Origin of the sequence: Sulfitobacter sp. 1A15258 (assembly GCF_043557045.1) — a bacterium.
Taxonomy (GTDB): Bacteria; Pseudomonadota; Alphaproteobacteria; order Rhodobacterales; family Rhodobacteraceae; genus Sulfitobacter; species Sulfitobacter faviae.
On sequence record NZ_JBIFFK010000009.1, the window covers coordinates 1 to 17288 of the forward strand.

16 protein-coding genes and 1 pseudogene are annotated in these 17288 nt (G+C 59.1%); 2 read left to right on the top strand and 15 right to left on the bottom strand.

From position 1 onward, the window contains the following. Positions 1-37 precede the first annotated feature (37 nt). Positions 38-586, bottom strand: coding sequence for an FAD-binding oxidoreductase (locus tag ACGYK9_RS16180; RefSeq protein WP_394414075.1), 549 nt, complete (start codon positions 584-586; stop codon positions 38-40). On the opposite strand from ACGYK9_RS16180, the pseudogene ACGYK9_RS16185 reads away from it, so the two are divergent. Continuing rightward, a pseudogene (locus ACGYK9_RS16185) lies at positions 537-1058 on the top strand (SDR family NAD(P)-dependent oxidoreductase); the annotation flags it as partial. The gene ACGYK9_RS16180 and the pseudogene ACGYK9_RS16185 sit on opposite strands and share 50 nt — an antisense overlap. Before the next feature lie 146 nt (positions 1059-1204). Here ACGYK9_RS16185 and ACGYK9_RS16190 read toward each other — a convergent pair. The 3 genes from ACGYK9_RS16190 to ACGYK9_RS16200 are packed head-to-tail and all read right to left on the bottom strand — an operon-like array spanning position 1205 to position 4431. Next, the gene (locus ACGYK9_RS16190) at positions 1205-2371 is read right to left on the bottom strand and encodes an acyl-CoA dehydrogenase family protein (RefSeq protein WP_136340189.1); all 1167 of its coding nucleotides are present in this window, start codon (positions 2369-2371) and stop codon (positions 1205-1207) included. Between the two features lie 16 nt (positions 2372-2387). Continuing rightward, positions 2388-3626 (bottom strand): thiolase family protein, encoded by a 1239-nt coding sequence (locus ACGYK9_RS16195; protein ID WP_152467122.1) that lies wholly within the window; start codon positions 3624-3626, stop codon positions 2388-2390. A 16-nt stretch (positions 3627-3642) separates the two neighbouring features. Then, positions 3643-4431, bottom strand: a complete 789-nt coding sequence (locus ACGYK9_RS16200) for an enoyl-CoA hydratase/isomerase family protein (RefSeq protein ID WP_152467123.1) — start codon at positions 4429-4431, stop codon at positions 3643-3645. Positions 4432-4544: 113 nt separating this feature from the next. Between ACGYK9_RS16200 and ACGYK9_RS16205 the strand changes: the two genes are divergently transcribed. Next, a complete protein-coding gene (locus tag ACGYK9_RS16205) occupies positions 4545-5648 on the top strand; it encodes a CaiB/BaiF CoA-transferase family protein (RefSeq protein WP_232237125.1) in 1104 nt (367 codons plus the stop codon). Between the two features lie 25 nt (positions 5649-5673). Here the strand turns inward: ACGYK9_RS16205 and ACGYK9_RS16210 are convergent, their stop codons facing one another. From ACGYK9_RS16210 to ACGYK9_RS16260, 11 genes are all read right to left on the bottom strand, one after another. After that, a complete protein-coding gene (locus ACGYK9_RS16210) occupies positions 5674-6462 on the bottom strand; it encodes an SDR family NAD(P)-dependent oxidoreductase (protein WP_043753691.1) in 789 nt (262 codons plus the stop codon). Positions 6463-6474: 12 nt separating this feature from the next. Then, complete coding sequence (locus tag ACGYK9_RS16215; protein WP_028288589.1) at positions 6475-7266, bottom strand: ABC transporter ATP-binding protein; 792 nt, start codon at positions 7264-7266, stop codon at positions 6475-6477. Positions 7267-7327: 61 nt separating this feature from the next. Then, complete coding sequence (locus tag ACGYK9_RS16220) at positions 7328-8566, bottom strand: ABC transporter substrate-binding protein (protein ID WP_051630972.1); 1239 nt, start codon at positions 8564-8566, stop codon at positions 7328-7330. A 34-nt stretch (positions 8567-8600) separates the two neighbouring features. Then, the gene (locus tag ACGYK9_RS16225; RefSeq protein ID WP_027264390.1) at positions 8601-9653 is read right to left on the bottom strand and encodes a branched-chain amino acid ABC transporter permease; all 1053 of its coding nucleotides are present in this window, start codon (positions 9651-9653) and stop codon (positions 8601-8603) included. A 3-nt stretch (positions 9654-9656) separates the two neighbouring features. Then, on the bottom strand, positions 9657-10541 hold the full coding sequence (locus ACGYK9_RS16230) for a branched-chain amino acid ABC transporter permease (protein ID WP_028288586.1): 885 nt from the start codon (positions 10539-10541) through the stop codon (positions 9657-9659). Between the two features lie 15 nt (positions 10542-10556). Continuing rightward, positions 10557-12512: an AMP-binding protein gene (locus tag ACGYK9_RS16235; RefSeq protein ID WP_233145719.1), complete on the bottom strand. Its 1956-nt coding sequence runs from the start codon at positions 12510-12512 to the stop codon at positions 10557-10559. A gap of 46 nt (positions 12513-12558) precedes the next feature. Further along, positions 12559-13338, bottom strand: coding sequence for an ABC transporter ATP-binding protein (locus ACGYK9_RS16240; RefSeq protein WP_028288584.1), 780 nt, complete (start codon positions 13336-13338; stop codon positions 12559-12561). A gap of 211 nt (positions 13339-13549) precedes the next feature. Further along, positions 13550-14389 (bottom strand): MaoC family dehydratase N-terminal domain-containing protein, encoded by an 840-nt coding sequence (locus ACGYK9_RS16245; RefSeq protein WP_152467124.1) that lies wholly within the window; start codon positions 14387-14389, stop codon positions 13550-13552. An 11-nt stretch (positions 14390-14400) separates the two neighbouring features. Next, positions 14401-15564: an acyl-CoA dehydrogenase family protein gene (locus ACGYK9_RS16250; protein WP_152467125.1), complete on the bottom strand. Its 1164-nt coding sequence runs from the start codon at positions 15562-15564 to the stop codon at positions 14401-14403. Between the two features lie 3 nt (positions 15565-15567). Further along, a complete protein-coding gene (locus tag ACGYK9_RS16255) occupies positions 15568-16362 on the bottom strand; it encodes a citryl-CoA lyase (protein WP_152467126.1) in 795 nt (264 codons plus the stop codon). Next, entirely contained in the window at positions 16362-17276 is a 915-nt protein-coding gene (locus ACGYK9_RS16260) for an SDR family NAD(P)-dependent oxidoreductase (RefSeq protein WP_152467127.1), read from the bottom strand. Before ACGYK9_RS16260 ends, ACGYK9_RS16255 begins: the two co-directional genes overlap by 1 nt. Positions 17277-17288 lie beyond the last annotated feature (12 nt).

The following is a 17288-nucleotide window of genomic DNA, read 5'->3' on the forward strand; positions in this document are numbered from 1 at the left end:
AATCGGTGGGCGGATAAAATCGGAACGGGTGGGCGCATCAAATCGGAATCGGTGGGCGGATCACCCCGGAATACGCAGTCAGTGTATGAAAAAGAGAGAACCGTCCGGGATAGGTATCCTTGAGATCGTTCAATTCGTCGCGGAAGATGATGGAACTTAGCGTTCGACTGCCGTAAAAAAGGATGAAGTTGGCCCCGGCCTCGGTGGCAAGCACCGAGCGGATGATCGAAATGATTGGAGTAGTTCCACTGCCCGGGGCCAGGGCGAGATAGGTGCGTGGTCCGCCTTGTCGTATCTTTGATCCGAATGTGCCTTCGGGCGTCATGACATCAAGTTCGGTGCCCGGTGGCAGTTCGCTATGAACGAAAGAGGAAAACGCTCCGCCTTCCAGCAGCTTGACCAGAACGCGCAACTCGCCATCGTCTCGGCCGGAGCTGACCGAATAGCATCGCCGCACACCATCGATATCATCGGCACGGCGCAGCGTGACGTACTGGCCCGGGATGAATTGATAGTCGTCCGCCAGATCTTCGGGATTGGGCGAGCATTTCGCCGAACTGCTGGCGGGGCAGGATGTCGACGTCACATTGGCCGCCCGCCGCGTCGCCCGCTTGTCTGAGCTTTCCGCAAAGATAGCGGCGGAAGGGGGGCAGGCCGATGTGATAGAGATGGACGTGGCGGACCCGAAGTCGGTGGAAGCCGCGCTGAAGGGACGGGTCTTTGACACTGTCATCAACAATGCCGGAACGACGGCATCTCTTCCCGCATTGGAACACGGGCCGGCCGAAATCGACGCGATCATAGACACAAATCTCAAGGGCGCATTTCATGTCGCACGTATCGCCGCCAAAGCGATGATTGATGCCGGACGCGGGGGCTGTATCGTCAATGTCGCCTCGTTTCTGGGCACACGGGTGGCCAGCCATGTGTCCGCCTATGCCGCGTCCAAGGAAGGGCTGATTCAACTGACCCGGTCTCTGGCGCTTGAATGGGCGCGGCATGGCATCCGGGTGAATGCCATCTGCCCCGGTTATATCGAAACCGACCTGAACCGTGAGTTTTTTGCCACTGACGCGGGACAGGCATTGATCAAACGCGTCCCGCAGCGCCGGTTGGGGCATGATCCGTTGGCCGCCCCCCCCGGACCGGGGGCCTACGATAAGGCGACCGGGAATCCCCGGCCGCAATTCTTAGAGTCACGATTTCAGAACGCGTTAAGCCCGGTCAGGTTGCGCCCGATGACCAGTTTTTGGATTTCGGTGGTGCCATCGGGAATCGGCATGACCTTTGCATTGCGGAAGTGCCGTTCAACGTCGAACTCTTTGGTGATGCCGTTGCCGCCGTGGATCTGCACCGCTTTGCCGGCGATTTCGACGGCCATTTCGGTTGCATACCATTTCGCCATCGAGGTCTGGGTGTCACAGCGCACGCCCAGGTCCAGAAGTTGCAGCCCGCGCTGGCACAACAGGCGCGCGGCATCCAGGTGCGTGGCCATGTCGGCCAGGTAGCCTTGAATCAACTGGTGCCCGCCAATCGGCTTGCCATGCTGCTCGCGTTCCTGGGCATATTTGACCGCACATTCCAATGCCGCCTGACCAATGCCGATGCTGGTCAGGCCAACAAACACACGCGCGCTCTCAAACAGTTTCAACGTCTGGAACAGGCCGCCGCCTGCATTACCCAGAACATGCTCGGCGGTGGTTTCCGCCCGGTCGAAAAACAATTCACAGGTCGATGCACCGACAAGTCCCATCTTGCGCAATTCGCGGCTCTCATAGTTGCCGGTGTCGCGGTCGACGATGACCATGGAAATACCGTCGTCCAGATTGCAGACAACGATGGCGAAATCCGACTGGGCCCCATTGGAAATCCAGAGCTTCTGGCCAGTGACGAAAATCTTATCGCCCTCTCGGTCCGCACGTGTCTTGACCTCGCGTACGTTCGAACCGACCTCTGGTTCGGAAATACAGGTGGCACAGATCCGTTCGCTGCGCAGGAGCGGCTTCAGATAGGCCTCTTTCTGCGCCACATTTCCCAAGAGGTTGACCGCGAACACGGCATGACCCTGAATCAGCACCGCGATTGCCAGATCGGCCCATATCCGGGCCAGTTCCTCGTATAGGATGCCATAGGTCATGCGGTCGATTCCGGCACCGCCTTCCTCTTCGGGGATCAGGCCGCTGATCAGCCCGAATTCCTCGACCTTGGCGAACAGGGACTTCAGGGTTTTCGCATCGGGGGGGTGGCCGAGGTTCTCGTATTTCTCGGCCAGCGGCGCGAACTCTGCCTCGGCCATCTTGCGGAAGTTTTCCAGCAACATGCGTTGCTCATCTGTATAGATTGCCTGAGCGGCGGCGATCACGTTTTCCATGGTTCGTCTCCTTGTTTCAACGGCCCAGAATGATGACGCAGGCGGCCGCTTCTTCTACCCCGTGCAACCCCCCGCCGTTTTCGGCGATGGCATTCTTTGCCCCTTCGACCTGGCGCGCGCCAGCTTCGCCGCGCAGTTGCGTGACCAGTTCGAAAACCTGCCCTATCCCTGTGGCACCGACCGGGTGGCCCTTGGATTCCAACCCGCCCGAGGGGTTCACCGGAATGCGTCCGCCGATCTTTGTCTCGCCGCGCAGACTGGCGGGACCGCCCTCGCCGAATTCGACAAATCCGAGGTTCTCGATCTGGATCACTTCGCCCACGGCCGTGGCGTCATGCACTTCGGCCACCGATATATCCTCGGGGCCGATCCCGGCCTGTTCATAGGCCTCAAGCGCGGCAAGCCGGGTCAGGTGGTTCTTGTAATCTTCCGGCGGACGATCGGTGCCCGAGCGCAGGATCGCGGCCTTGACCTTGATCGCGCGCGCGGGATCTAGGCCCAGACGTTTTATCCCCTCGCCGGTGCATAAAACGGCCGCAGCGGCCCCGTCCGAGATCGGGGCGCACATCGGCAGGGTCAGCGGATAGGTGATCGGCGGCGCGGCCAATACCTGATCGACGCTCATGGCTTCTCGGTATTGCGCCAGTGGATTATGCACGGAATGCGCATGGTTCTTGGCGGCGACGGCGGCGAACTGTTCCTGAGTTGTGCCAAAGGTCTTCATGTGCAGCCGGGCGAAGCCTGCGTAGACATCCATGAACACGCTGTAGGGCTTGGGCGATTTCGATCCTTCGGGTTCCTCGACCCCTGCACCCAGATCGGCCAGCCGTTGCGCGACCTCTTCGCTGTTGCTGACGTCCCAGCCGCTGTCGAAGGCCGAAAACATCAACGCACGGTCGTCAGAATACATCTTTTCGGCGCCCACGGCGAGACAGCAGTCGCCATTGCCGGCCTTGAGGAAATCGACTGCCAGTTTGAACCCGGTCGAGGCGCTGGCGCAGGCGTTTTCGACATTCACCACCGGAATGCCCTGAATGCCCATTTCACGCAGCGCGATTTCGCCGCGGATCATGTGCTGGCCCTCCATGTGGCCCTGCACCGCGTTCGAGAAGAATGCGCCGTCGATACGATCTGCCGTCACTCGGGCATCGGAAAGCGCGGCGGCGACGGCCTCGCCGGTCATGTCCTTGATGGTTTTGTCCCGGAACTTTCCGAACGGCGTCATCCCGACGCCAACGATGTAAATGTCCTGCATCGTTTGTCCTCCTGACCTAGTATCCGCGAAACTGCGGTTTTCGTTTTTCATTGAACGCCGACAGACCCTCGTGCATGTCCCAGGATCGCATGTGCGCGCGCAGGTTCAGCATCTCTTCGGAAAGCGCGGCGGTTTCGTCCACGTCCAGCGACCGATTGGCAACCGTCTTCATGCGGCGTAAGACCGCCGGGCTTTTTTCTGCCAGCCTGTCGGTAAAGGCCTGCACCGCTTGTCGCAGGTCTTCGTCCGCGACGACCTTGTTCACCAGTCCCCAGTCCATCATGTCCCGTGCCGAAACGTTCTCGCCCGAGAACAGCAGGTATTTCGCGCGGTTCAGGCCAATCCTACGCGGCAGGATCGCCGCACCGCCGGCCCCGGGAAAGACGCCAAAGTTGGAATGTGCGTCGCCCAGTTGCGCGCTTTCGGCGGCAAAGACCAGATCGCAGGCCATCACCATTTCCAAACCGCCCGCCATCGCCAGCCCGTTCACTGCGGCGATCACCGGTTTCGGGCCATGTCGCATCAGCCCAAACGTGTGATCGACAAGATCCAGAAGATCCGGCTCGCCTGGTGCATGTTTGGCGCCAGCAACTTCTTTCAGATCGGCACCGGCGCAGAATGCCCGGCCAGAGCCGGTCAGGACAATTGTACGCACCCCATCGTCGGCCAGCGCCGATTCCAGTGCTGCCGCCATCTCGCGCAGCATCTGCGTTGACATTGCGTTGAGCTGTTCGGTGCGCTGGAAGGTAATCCATTCAGTTTTTTCGACCCGCTCAACGAATAGCGTCTGCTTTGCTTCACTCATGCTAAGCTCCTGATAATTATACATATTATTGGTTTTTCGCCTTGTCTTTTGCGGCGATTTGCGCTGCACTCGGGCGGACCCGCACGTGGAAAACAAAAGAGCTGGAGATTGATATGAGCACTACACCCCTGGCCGGCCTGAAAATTCTCAGCCTTGCCGAACAGTTTCCCGGTCCCTATGCCACAATGCTGTTGTCCGACATGGGAGCCGAGGTGATCATGATCGAACGACCGGGTGTCGGCGATCCGGCCCGGCAATTTCCGCCCTTGTTCCGGGCACTGAACCGAGGCAAGCGCAGCGTTGCGTTGGATCTGAAATCGGCCGAGGGGCTGGCACGGTTTCGCGAACTGGCCAAGGAATCGGATGTCATCGTCGAAGGGTTCCGCCCTGGCAAGCTTGCGGCCTTGGGTGCCGGTTTCGAGGACATGCGTCGTGTCAACTCGCGGCTGGTTTATGTATCGATTTCGGGTTACGGGCAGGACGGCCCCTATCGTGACAGGGCTGGCCATGACCTGAGCTATGAAGGGGTTGGCGGTTTGCTGGCCGATCAGGCCGATGCAAAGCAGCCCGGCCCTGTGCCGCCGATCCCCCTTGCGGATGTTGGCGCGGCGTTGTTCGCGGCGATCGCAATCCTGTCGGCGGTGGTGTCGAGCCAGCGCACAGGGCAGGGGCGTTACGTGGACGTGTCCATGTCGGATGCGGTGGTTTCGATGTTGACCGCATTCCTCGTTCCCGCCGCCAATGGAACACCGCTGGGCGAATTTATCGCCGAGCCGGGCTATGGCGTGTTCACCTGCAAAGACGGCAAGCTCTTGACCTTGTCCATCGCGCATGAGGACTGGTTCTGGAAACCGTTCTGCGATGTGATCAACAGGGCGGATCTTGCGCCGTTGACAGGCCGCGACCGTGTCGCCCGCAAGGCCGCGCTGCGCGAAGAAATCGCGGCGATTTTGGTCAACAAGACGCGCGCCGAATGGGGCGACCTTCTGGATAAGGCGGGGGTGCCATGGGGTCCGGTCAATTCCCTGGTCGAAACGTTGGACGACCCCCATGTGCGTGCGCGCCAGCTGCTGCGCAAGATTACGCATGACGGCGGCAAGGCCGAGACTTTTATTGTCCAGCCGTTGAAATTCGATGGTTTCGAAACCGCGATACCGGATCTGCCCCCCGAGCTCGGGGCAGATAATGACAGCGTTTTTTCGGACAGCTCCAACTAGAGGCGGCAGCCGTCCGATGGCGGCTCTAGCAGGCAAAAGAATACCCGCCATTCACCGGATAGGTTTGACCGGTGATCCAGCTGGCAGCATCCGAGCAGAGGAACAGGATCATTCCGGCGGGGTCTTCCGGCTCGCCCAGACGGCGGATCACGTACTGCGACAATGCCCGCTTCTCGGTCTCTGCATCCGGGATCAGGTCGGCGACAGCCGGAGTTCTTGTGCCCCCCAAGGCGACGCAATTCGCGGTGATCCCGAACCGGCCGCCGGCCTTTGCAATTGCCCGCATGAAGCCGGCCGCACCGGCCTTGGCCCCGGAATAAACCGCCAGATGCGGTTCACCGACACGGCCGGCGTCGGAAATGACGGTCACAATGCGCCCATAGCCACTGTTAACCATCAACGGCATGGCGTGACGGGTGCAGTTCAGCACCCCATCGAAATTGGTGGCCATCCAGCGGCGCCATTCGTCGGGATCGGATTCCCAAAAAGGGACCAGATCGTCGAGCCGCGATGTCGGCCCGGCGTTGCCCGCATTGTTGACCAGAATATCCACGCCGCCAAATGTGGTCTGCGTTTCGGCAAACGCCGCGCCAACCGCGTCGAAATCCGAGACGTCGAAGGCGAGTGGCAGAGCCTTTGCACCCGCTGCCTCCACTTCCGCGGCAACGCTTTCGGCCCGTTCGGCGTGAAAATCGTTGACAACGATGGCACCGGCTCCGTGTTCCGCCAGATAAAGCGCGGCTTGCCGACCAACGCCTTGCCCCGCTCCGGTTACAAATGCGGTACGACCTTTGATGGAAAGCAGGTTACTCATCTTCGTTCCTTTCTATCCCAGCCATCTCTTCCGGCGGCGATAGTGTTTGATATCTCGATAGCTTTTGCGCTCGCCCGATGCGGTGACGCCGAGATAGAATTCCTTGATGTCCTCGTTGTCAGCAAGCTTGTCGGCAGGGCCGTCCATCACGATCCGGCCGTTCTCCATCACATAGGCATAGTCGGCGATCGATAGCGCCGCGGCGCTGTTTTGTTCGACCAGGAAGAAGGTCGTGCCTTCTGACTTGAGCTGCTTGAGCACTTCATAAACATCCCGGATCATCATCGGGGCCAATCCCAACGACGGTTCGTCGATCGCGATGATCTTGGGGCTGGCCATCATGGCCCGGCCGATCAGCAGCAGTTGTTGTTCGCCACCAGACATGAAGCCAGAGGTGCGGTTGCGCAGGTCCGCAAGCCGGGGCATCAAGGTGTAAACATGGTCCAGGCGCTTTTTCAGCTCGGCGGAGTTGGGCACCATGTGCCCGCCGACGATCAGGTTTTGCTCTGACGTCAGATGCCGCAAAACGCGCCGCCCTTCCATCACATGGATGAGACCGTTCTTCACGACTTCCGAGGCTTCCATGTTCTGAATGGGAGTTCCGTCCAGAACGATGGACCCCGCCGAAACGGTTCCATCCTCGGATTTGAGCGTTCCCGAGATGGCTTTAAGCGTCGTGCTTTTTCCTGCGCCATTGCCACCGAGCAGAGCAACACATTGTCCCGCACGGACTGTCATGGACACGCCTTTGAGCGCCAGGATGACGTCGGAATATGTCACCTCTACGTTGTTGAGTTCCAGCATGGTCATATTGCCCGGGGCTAAGGATCAGAACGGGCGCCGCGACTGCGGCGCCCGGATTAATTCACCATTTCTCAACTTGCGGAACGTCGACACCCGTTGCCGCGATGGTGATTTTCCCATCTTTGACGGTGCCCACATTCACTTTGAGGCCTTCCAATGGGAACGGTGCTTCTGGCGTAAAGGACAAGGTCGGCAGGAACCCATGGGTTTCTTCGGTGGTGATCGGTTTGGCAAAAAGCGCCTCACGTACCATCTCTCCGGTCAGGCCCTCGGCGCCGTTCGCCTCGATCGCGTGATCGATCACGGTCACGGTATAGAGACCCTGAGATACGCCCATTGCGGTCACGACGTTCCAAGGTGCTTCGAGTCCGTAATCGGCAACCAATGTCTCGTAGAATTGTCGCGCGGGAGTGTCCTCATCGGCCGCAATCGCCATGCCGTAGGCTTCAAAGTCCCCCTCCATTTGCTCAAGCCCGCCAAGCGCGCCACCCGAGGCTGGAAGCCCGTTATGCGAACTCATCATGATCGGGATGTTCGCCCCGTTGGCCTGCAGCCCACGTTTCGCGGCAACCACGATAGAGGTGTTAGTTTGGATTACCAGCGCCTCGGCCCCGGCTCGTACAACGCGGCGCATTTGCCCCGTCAGATCGGTGGGTTGAACTTCGGTATAGATGACCTCGACGAGGTCGATCTCCTCGGGGTGCTCTTCGGCATAGAGTTCAAGGCCCTTTGCCATGTCGACATAGGCAGGCGATGCTTCGGAGGCGAGGATCGCAACCTTGAGCGGTTCGTCTCCTCCGCGCTGTTCACGCATCCAGTTCAGAAAGCCGACACTTTCGTGCGAATAGGTCGGGCGTGGGTTGAAAATCCAGGCATCCGGTTGCCAGGCAAAACCGTAGGCCGCTGTGGCCATGAACATCGGGATTTTGTCTTCCGGCAGGCGTTCGGAAAGGGCCGCGACGTCAGGCCCGCCGAGGCCGACAACCGCAATCGGGTCCAGTTCCGATTTGATCCCGGGCCAGAGACTTGCCACCTGTGCCGCGTCATAGCGGGTTTCGTAGTTTTTGTAGTTCAGCGTGACGCCAAGTTCCTTGCCGCGGGTTTCATTCCACCAGGTGAACACAGCTTCGCGTCCGCCTGCCAGGATGGGCATGATGTCAGCATAAGGGCCGGAAAAGTCCGACAGCAGGGCGAGATTATAGGTCTCTTCGGCCTGCGCCTTCAAAGGCATGGTCGCCGCGGCCGCCAAGGCAGCCGCTGCCAGTAAGCCGCGAAGACCTCGATTCGATTGGTAAGTCATATTCTTCCTCCCAGGTTTAGAGCCGCTCTATTTCTCAGTAAGGAAACGGCCAGATACGGTATGACGACTTCAGGATGTTCCAGCGGTGCATCAGCCCCTTGGGTTCGAGGATCATAAACAATGCGATCACGCCGCCAAGAACGACATTCATGCCAGCGAACACGATGTCACCGCCAAGGAATGATACCGAGTCGGCGATATTGGGGCCGACCGTCGCGATAATTTCCTGGATGATGCGGATAATGAAGACGCCGATCAGGGCCCCCACGATTGAACCCATCCCGCCGACGATGATCATCGCGACGAAGAAGATCGAGTGAAACAGGGTGAACTGGTCTACCCCCACGAAGCGGATCAGATAGGCCCAAAGCGCCCCGCCGACGCCCGCATAGAAAGCGCCGATCAGGAAGGCATTTGCCTTTGTGGCCGCGACATTGATCCCCATTATACCCGCGGCCACGTCATCATCCCTGACCGCCACGAAGGCACGGCCGAAGCGTGACCGAACGATCCCGAACGCGCCCGCCACCATGATCGCGGTCACGGCGAAATTCAGATAGAACTGCGAAGATTCGCTGACAAATCGCAGCCCGAAAAGCTCGGCCGGGGGCACGGTGATACCGTTCGACCCACCCAGCCAGGTTGACGGCAGGTTCAATACGGCAAAGTGGAACAGGAACTGAGCTGCAATCGTGGTCAGTGCCAGATAGAACCCCTTGATCCGCGCCGCGGTCAAGCCAAAGAGAAAGCCGAACAGCGCAGCCGAGAGCCCGGCCAGAGGAATGGTCAGCAGAAACGTAAGGCCGGTCTTCGAGGCCAGTATCGAGGCCGTATAGGCGCCGACCCCCATGAACGCCGCCTGACCCAGGTTGATCTGGCCCGCATAGCCGGTGCAGATCTGAAGCCCGACGGCGATGACGGCGCTGATCATCATCATATTCAGGATAGCGATGATACGGCTGCTCACCAGGTAAGGCGCCAACAGCAGTAGAGCCATGAATACGACGAGGGCCAGAAACTGCCAGCGCGTTCGGATCAAACGTCTGTCACTGCGATAGCTTGTCGGGAATACGCCAGAAGGATCCATGGATTACACCCGTTCGATTGTGCGCCAGCCGAACAGGCCGGTCGGCCGGATCAGCAGAATGGCAAGCATTATGATATATGGAACGACACTGCCGAGCGAGCCACCGATCAACGGATCAAGGTAGTTGGTGGTCAAGCTCTGCGCGATGCCGATGATTATTCCTGCCAAGATAAGCCCGCCGATGGATTCCAGCCCGGCAAAGAGCGCCACCGGCAGGGCCGCGAACCCGATATCCGAGGCCAGGAAGGTCAGCGATTTGCCGCTGAGAAAGATCATCGCACCAATTGTGGACAGGATTGCCCCGAGAACCCAGGCAACGGCAATCGAGCCTTTCACCGAAATGCCCATCGAGGAAGCTACGACGTGGTCCTCCGCCACAGCGGTCATACGGAGGCCGGACCGGGTCCGGTTGAAGAACCACGACAGGCCGACGGCCGCGACAATGGTGATGATCCCACCTATCAGGAGGTTCATCGGGATCAACATATCGCCGAGGAACAAGGGTTTCAGCGGAAAAATGATCGGGAAGGGTCTTACCGCGGGACCGAACACAAGCAGCACCAAACCGCGCAGCAGGATCAAAAGGCCGACGGTGACCATGACCATCGAGAAAACCGATTCACCGATCAGCTTTGTCAGGAAAATCCGTTCGATTGCGTACCCGACCAGCCCGGCCAGAACCAGCGAAAGGGGTATCGACAACCAAAGGCTAAGCCCCGCTTGCATCGTTGTGAACCAGACGATGAACCCGCCGATGATCACAAGCTCGCCCTGCGCGAAGTTGAACACCTTGCTGGCGCGGTAAATCACAACAAAGCCCATGGCCACCAGCGAATACAGAAGGCCGATCAAAGCCCCGGTAATGATGTCATTGATGAAATAGACCATTGTCGCCGACCTCCTTTAAGATTTGGACTGCCGCTTGGCAGCCTTCGATGCGTTTTCAACATCCGACACGCGAACCGTGGTCTTGAGAACGCCTTGACGGCCGTCCTGATAGGTCACAGCGATTTCGAGATCTGTCTCGTCATCGCCAGCATAGATCGCCTCGACGAGCTTGGCATACCGTTCCTCCAGAAAGGCCCGGCGAAGCTTTCGGCTGCGGGTCAACTCGCCTTCATCCGGGTCGAGTTCCTTGGGAAAATTCGCAAAACGTGCCACGCGCGAGCCTTCGGGCAGGAGCGCATTGATGCGCGCCACTTCGCCTTTGATAAGGTCCAGAACTTCGGGTTTCTGCGAGAGATCGGTGTAGGTCGAAAAGCTGATCTTGTTCTCTTCCGCCCAACGCCCGAGAACTTCCATATCGATATTGATAAGCGCGCTGACGAAGCTCCGGGTTTCGTCGCCCAAGGTCATGAGATCCTTGATGAAGGGGCTATACCGCAACCGCGTTTCGATGAATTGCGGCGGATAGCTGTGCCCATTTGCCAGGCGGCGCATATCCTTGACACGGTCAAAGAACAAAAGCTCGCCGTCGTCGGTCATCGACACCGCGTCACCGGTCTTGTACCAACCGTCTTCGGTCAATTCCTCTGCGGTCTTTTCGGGCTTGCCGTGATAGCCACCGAAGCCCGATCCGCCACGCACCTGAAGCTCCCCTTCGTCCGAGACCCTGTATTCCAGCGGTTCGCCGTAGTTCGTGTTGCTTTGCATCCAGCTGCCGCTGGTTTCCAGCTGATAGCTTTCGCCGACATGCGCGGTCAGAAGGCCGATTTCGGTCGCGCCATACACGTTGCGCAGCTTAACCCCCATCGCGTGGAACATACGAAAGACGTCAGGTGCCATCAGGGCGCCGCCGCTCATTGCGTTTTTGGCCTTACCAAGGCCAAGATTGTCGCGCAGGTGATGCAGCACCAGAGCTTCGGCAAAGGGAAGCTGCAGGCGTGCGGCAAGGCTGGGGCTACGCCCCTCCAGCCGTTCCACATAAACGTCGTGGCCGACCTTCATGCCCCAGTTGTACATCGCATTGCGGATTTTGCCCGCCCCCAGCATCCGGGCCTGAACGATGGAGGCGAGATTTTCCCACTGGCGCGGGCTGAACACCAGTGCGTCGACCGCCAGTTCGCGAATGTTGGTCAGTACGTCTTCAGGGCCTTCGGGGAAATTGACGACCATGGGCGCGATCAAACCGATCGACAGGCCGAAAATCTGTTCCGTGACCCAGGCCGGCGAAATGTAGGTCAGGTATTCGGTGCCCGGCGCGATTTCGATTGCCCCCATCACCCGCGAGCAATTGTCGAACAGGTAGCGATGGCTGATGACAACGCCCTTGGGTTTTCCCGTGGTACCCGAGGTATAGGACAGCAAGGCGGTATCGTCCGCCCGTCCACGTTTTACGTGTTCTTCAAATCTGGCGGGTTCCTTGGCGTGGATCTGACGCCCTGCCGCGCTCACACTTTCAAACGAATGCAACAGGGGATGATCATAGCCCCACAGACCGGAATCGTCCCAGTAAACGACCGCCAGGGCGCCCGAGTACTTGCCCGCAATCTCGATGCATTTATCGACCTGCTCCTGATCCTGCGCCAGAAAAATCCGCGTTTGCGAGTCTTCGGCCAGATACAGAATCTCTTCAGCGTTTTGATCCGGATAGACAGACAGGACTTTGCCGCCTAACGACTGGACGGCGTATTCAGCCCAGAAATGTTCGGGTTCGTTTTCGCCAATCATCATGACGGATTCGCCAGCCGACAAGCCCAGGTTCTCCAACCCGAGAGCCAGGGCGCGAACCCTGTCAAGAACATCGGCCCAGGTGAATTCACGCCAGATGCCCAGGCGCTTGTGCCGTTCGGCGAGGTTGGTCGGTGTGGATGTCGCTCGCGCGAGCAAAACCTGCGGCAGGGTTTCGCTATGTGTCACTGCTGGGTCCGAAAAGACCATTGCTGTCCGTTGTTTGACCATGCCGCTACCCCAGATATGCCTTTATGACAGCCGGGTCCTTCTGGATTTCTTCCGGGGTGCCTTCGGCGATGACCCGCCCGAAATCCAGCACCACGATCCGGTCGGCAAGGTCCATCACGACGCCCATGTCGTGCTCCACCAGAACTACCGGAATCTTGCGCGCCTCGCGCACATCGAGAATGAAGCGCGCCAGGTCTTCTTTTTCCTCCGAGTTCATGCCGGCCATCGGTTCATCCATCAGCAGGATCGACGGTTCCTGCGCCAATGCACGGCCCAGATCGACACGCTTGCGCAACCCATACCCCAACGTGCCCACGGGCCGGTTGCGGATTGCCTCGATCTCGAGAAAATCGATGATCTCCTCTGCGGCTTCACGATGTTCCGATTCCTCGCGCATCACGGGACCGAACTGGAAAAAGGCCTGGACTACATTCGATTTCATCAGCATGTGGCGGCCGATCATAATGTTTTCCACCACCGTCTGCCCGGCAAAAAGATGGGTGCCCTGAAACGTCCGCGCCAGACCGCGCCGGGCGATCTGGTCAACACGCAGGCCGGTCACGTCCTGCCCGGACAATTCGACACGGCCCTTCTGCGGACGGTAGAAGCCCGCAGTCACGTTCAGAAGTGATGTTTTTCCGGCTCCGTTCGGTCCGATAATTGCAAGCAATTCATCGTCGGCCACAGAAATGCTCACATCGTCGAGCGCGGTCACACCGCCAAATTTCAAAGTTGCACCACGCACCGCAAGCGGTGAGGATACGTGCCCGTTATTCGTGGTCATGTTGCGGCCCGTGCTTTTGCCCCACACCTCATGGAGGCGCGCATAGCCTGACCGCACGGTTTTTCGTTGGTTACGAGTTTTCCTCGCATTGTTCCTCCTCCCACCTCTAAATTCAGAGGTTTGCCTGGTTTATTTACCAAGTTTCTCCGCCATTCCTAACAGATGTTAGAAAATTTGGTCAACAATTGAATTCGCTACCGAAGAAAAACGATCAGACAGCCGCGTACTCTGCGGAAAAGCTTCGAAGACCGTTTTGATCCTGACACCAGACTGTCCCGGAGGTGCCGGTCTCTTCATTGTGCAGTTGCAATTCGCAGGGCAGGGTGAGTGGCGCGAGTCCGCGAAAAGAAAACCGGTGAGGCGATGTTTTCAACGCATCCGCCGCCAGATTCAGAAGTAGCGTGGCTTGCAAGGGGCCATGGACAACAAGCCCGGAATAGGCTTCGGTTTCGGTGGCGTAGATGTGGTCATAGTGAATGCGATGGGCATTGAACGTCAGCGCCGAATAGCTAAACAGCAGAACAGGATCCGGTGTCAGGGTCGATCTGAGCGTGGTGGGGTCACCCGCGTCAGGTGCGCTCTCGCCCGTGCGGGGGGCGGAAATCTCACGATAAACGATCGTTTGCTGCTCCCGGATACAAAGCCGGTTGCCACTCAGATACTCATGTTCGACGGTCACAAAGACCAATGGTCCACTACGGCCCTGCTTGGCCACAATATCCCTGATCGAAGAGCGTCGGGTGATGGTTTCGCCGATTTTCAGCGGCGCGATATGCGTAACATCGCCGCCAGCCCACATGCGGGCGGGCAGCGGAACAGGGGGCAGAAATCCACCCCTCGCGGCATGGCCGTCTTCTGACAGGGCGGTCGCTGGCACGGTATCAAGGGCAAGGCACCAATGAATTCCCAGCGGGACATCGCCCGCTCCATCCCAAAGATGCGGACCGAGCGTGGCGCGGAATTTGTCGATCAGCCCGTGCGTCAGAACATCTTCCTTAGTCTCGGTGCGTCCCAGCCAGGGCGCCAGCGCGTCAAGGTCGATCTCACCCATAATCCTAGCCTTCAGAACGATCTTGGCATGCCGAGGATATGTTCTCCGACATATGACAGGATCAGGTTGGTCGAGATCGGGGCGACCTGATAGAGGCGCGCCTCGCGGAACTTGCGCTCGACATCGTATTCCCGTGCGAAACCGAAGCCGCCATGGGTCTGAATGCAGGCATTGGCCGCTTCCCAGCTGGCCTCCGAAGCCAGCAGCTTAGCCATATTCGCCTGTGCTCCGCAATCCAGCCCAGCATCGAACCGCCTGCAGGCTTCAAAGCGCATCAGATTGGCGGCCTCGATGTTCACATAAGACCTGGCGATAGGGAATTGCACGCCTTGGTTCTGGCCGATGGGACGGTCAAAGACCACGCGGTCACCGGCATAGGCGCGGGCTTTGTCGACGAACCAGTATCCATCACCGATACATTCCGCCGCAATCAGGGTCCGTTCGGCGTTCAACCCGTCAAGAATATGGTAAAACCCGCGCCCCTCGGTGCCGATCAGGTTCTCGGCGGGGATTTCCAGGTTGTCGAAAAACACTTCATTGGTTTCGTGGCCGGGCATATTGGCGATGGGGCGGACCTCCATCCCGTTGCCGATAGCCTCTTTCAGATCGACCATAAAGATCGACAGGCCCTGCGACTTTTTCTTGACCTCGCTCAGCGGCGTGGTGCGTGCCAGCAGGATCATCAGGTCGGAATGCTGGATACGGCTGATCCAGACCTTCTGGCCATTGATCTCATACCGGTCACCTTTCTTGACCGCGGTGGTCTTCAGTTTGGTGGTGTCGGTCCCGGTTGTCGGTTCGGTCACGGCCATGGATTGCAGGCGCAACGCGCCGCTGGCGATGCCGGGCAGGTATTTCTGCTTTTGCTCATCCGAACCATGCCGCAGCAGCGTGCCCATGTTATACATCTGCCCGTGGCAATGGCCCGCGTTTCCGCCGCAGCGGTTCACCTCCTCCATGATGATCGAGGCTTCGGTCAACCCCAGACCCGAGCCACCGTATTCCTCTGGGATCATCGCGGCAAGCCAGCCCTCGCGGGTCAGCGCATCGACGAATTCCTCGGGGTAGGTTTCGTCTTCGCCGAACTTGCGATGATACTCTGGCGGAAACTGCGCGCAAAGTGCGCGCAAGGCGTCGCGCAGATCGGTGTGAGTGTCTGGGGCTGACGTCTGCATCGGTTACTTCGCTCCCGGACCCGACGTTTCAAGAATTTCCTGCTCGGCACGCTGCCAAAGCTCATAGGAAATCGGGTTTTCGCTCTCTTCGAGGATATGACCGACCAGACCGATGGCGCGTGCCATGACGCCAAAGCCCCGCACGATCTTCCAGGGGAAGCCAAATTCACAGCAGATCGCTCCGATCGCCCCGGTGGCGTTGATCGGCAGCATCTTACCCGATTTTTCTTCGGCAACGGCCTGAATTTTCTGGATCAACTCGATGTATTCACCGGACTTGCCGTTCTCGGCAGCGATCTGGAACAGGCGAGGTGTGCGCGGATCGACCGGCTTGTGCACCGGATGGCCCAGCCCCGGCACGATCATCTTGCGGGCGCGGAATTTTTCCACCGTCTCGACGGCCAGCGCATCCAGATCGACACCGGTGCCCAACTTGTCCTGTGGCAGTGCCTCGTAAAGCATCTTCGAGGCACCCTCCATAGAACCGACAAAGACGGTGCCCAGCCCGCACAAGCCAGCCGCCACAGCCGCCTGAAGCGATTCCGGCGCCCCCATATAGGTCATCCGCGCCGCCAGGGCCGAGGGCGTGATACCATGTTCGACCAAGGTAATGACGATAGCGTTAAAGACGCGGCTTTCCTCGGGCGTGGCCTTGCGACCCGTCAACTGCAGAAACGCCAGATCGCCGAGGTTCATGTGGCCCAGGATCTCGTTGGGCAGATCGAGCCCACGCACGCTGATCTTGTCAGAGGTGCTCCAGGCAATGTCGGAGCTGATTTTTTCTTTGCGTTTTCCCATCAAACCGGATCCCACGAAAAGACATCCGCCGAAACTTCGAGCGGCGTGAACTGTGATTTGAGCGCGGGAATGGCGCGCTCGGCGATTTCATCGGCGGTCCAGCCATCATCGGAATGAACCGACCGCACCGGGCGGGGCTGGTTGAACAGGAAGATCTCGTTCTTGCGAACCGCAAAGATTTGTCCTGACACGTCAGCCGCGCGGTCGCTCATCAGGAAACAGGCCATCGGTGCAACCTTGGCCGGTGTCATCTCCTTGATCTTTTCGACCCGTGCCACCTGTTCCGGGGTGTCTGTCTTGATAGACGAGATCATCCGGCTCCAGGCGAAGGGCGCGATGCAGTTTGACCGCACGTTCCAGCGTTTCAGGTCGAGCGCTACCGATTTCGAGAAGGCCGCGATGCCCAGCTTTGCCGCCGAATAATTCGCCTGCGCCAGATTGCCGATCAGCCCCGAGGTCGAGGTCATGTGCACCAGAGCACCGCCCTCTTGCTCGCGGAAATAATCGGCCGCCGCGCGGCTGGTGTTGAAGGCGCCATAGAGATGGACCTTCACCACCGCGTCGAAATCCTCGTAGGTCATTTTGTGGAAGAACCCGTCGCGCAGGATGCCGGCGTTGTTCACCACCGCGTCGATGCGGCCGAATTCCTTGACACCCGCCTCGATCATCGCGCGCGCGGCGTCCGGATCGGTGACGTTGCCGCCATCGGCGATCGCATCGCCGCCCGCCGCCTTGATCTCTTCGACGACTTTCTGCGCCGCAGTTTCTGTCTGACCGGTGCCTTTCAGGGATGCGCCCAGATCATTGACCACCACGGCGGCGCCTTCTGCGGCTGCCATCAAGGCGATATCACGCCCGATCCCACCGCCGGCCCCGGTGACCAGAACGACCTTTCCGTCAAGTGCTTTTGTCATCTTCTTGCTCCC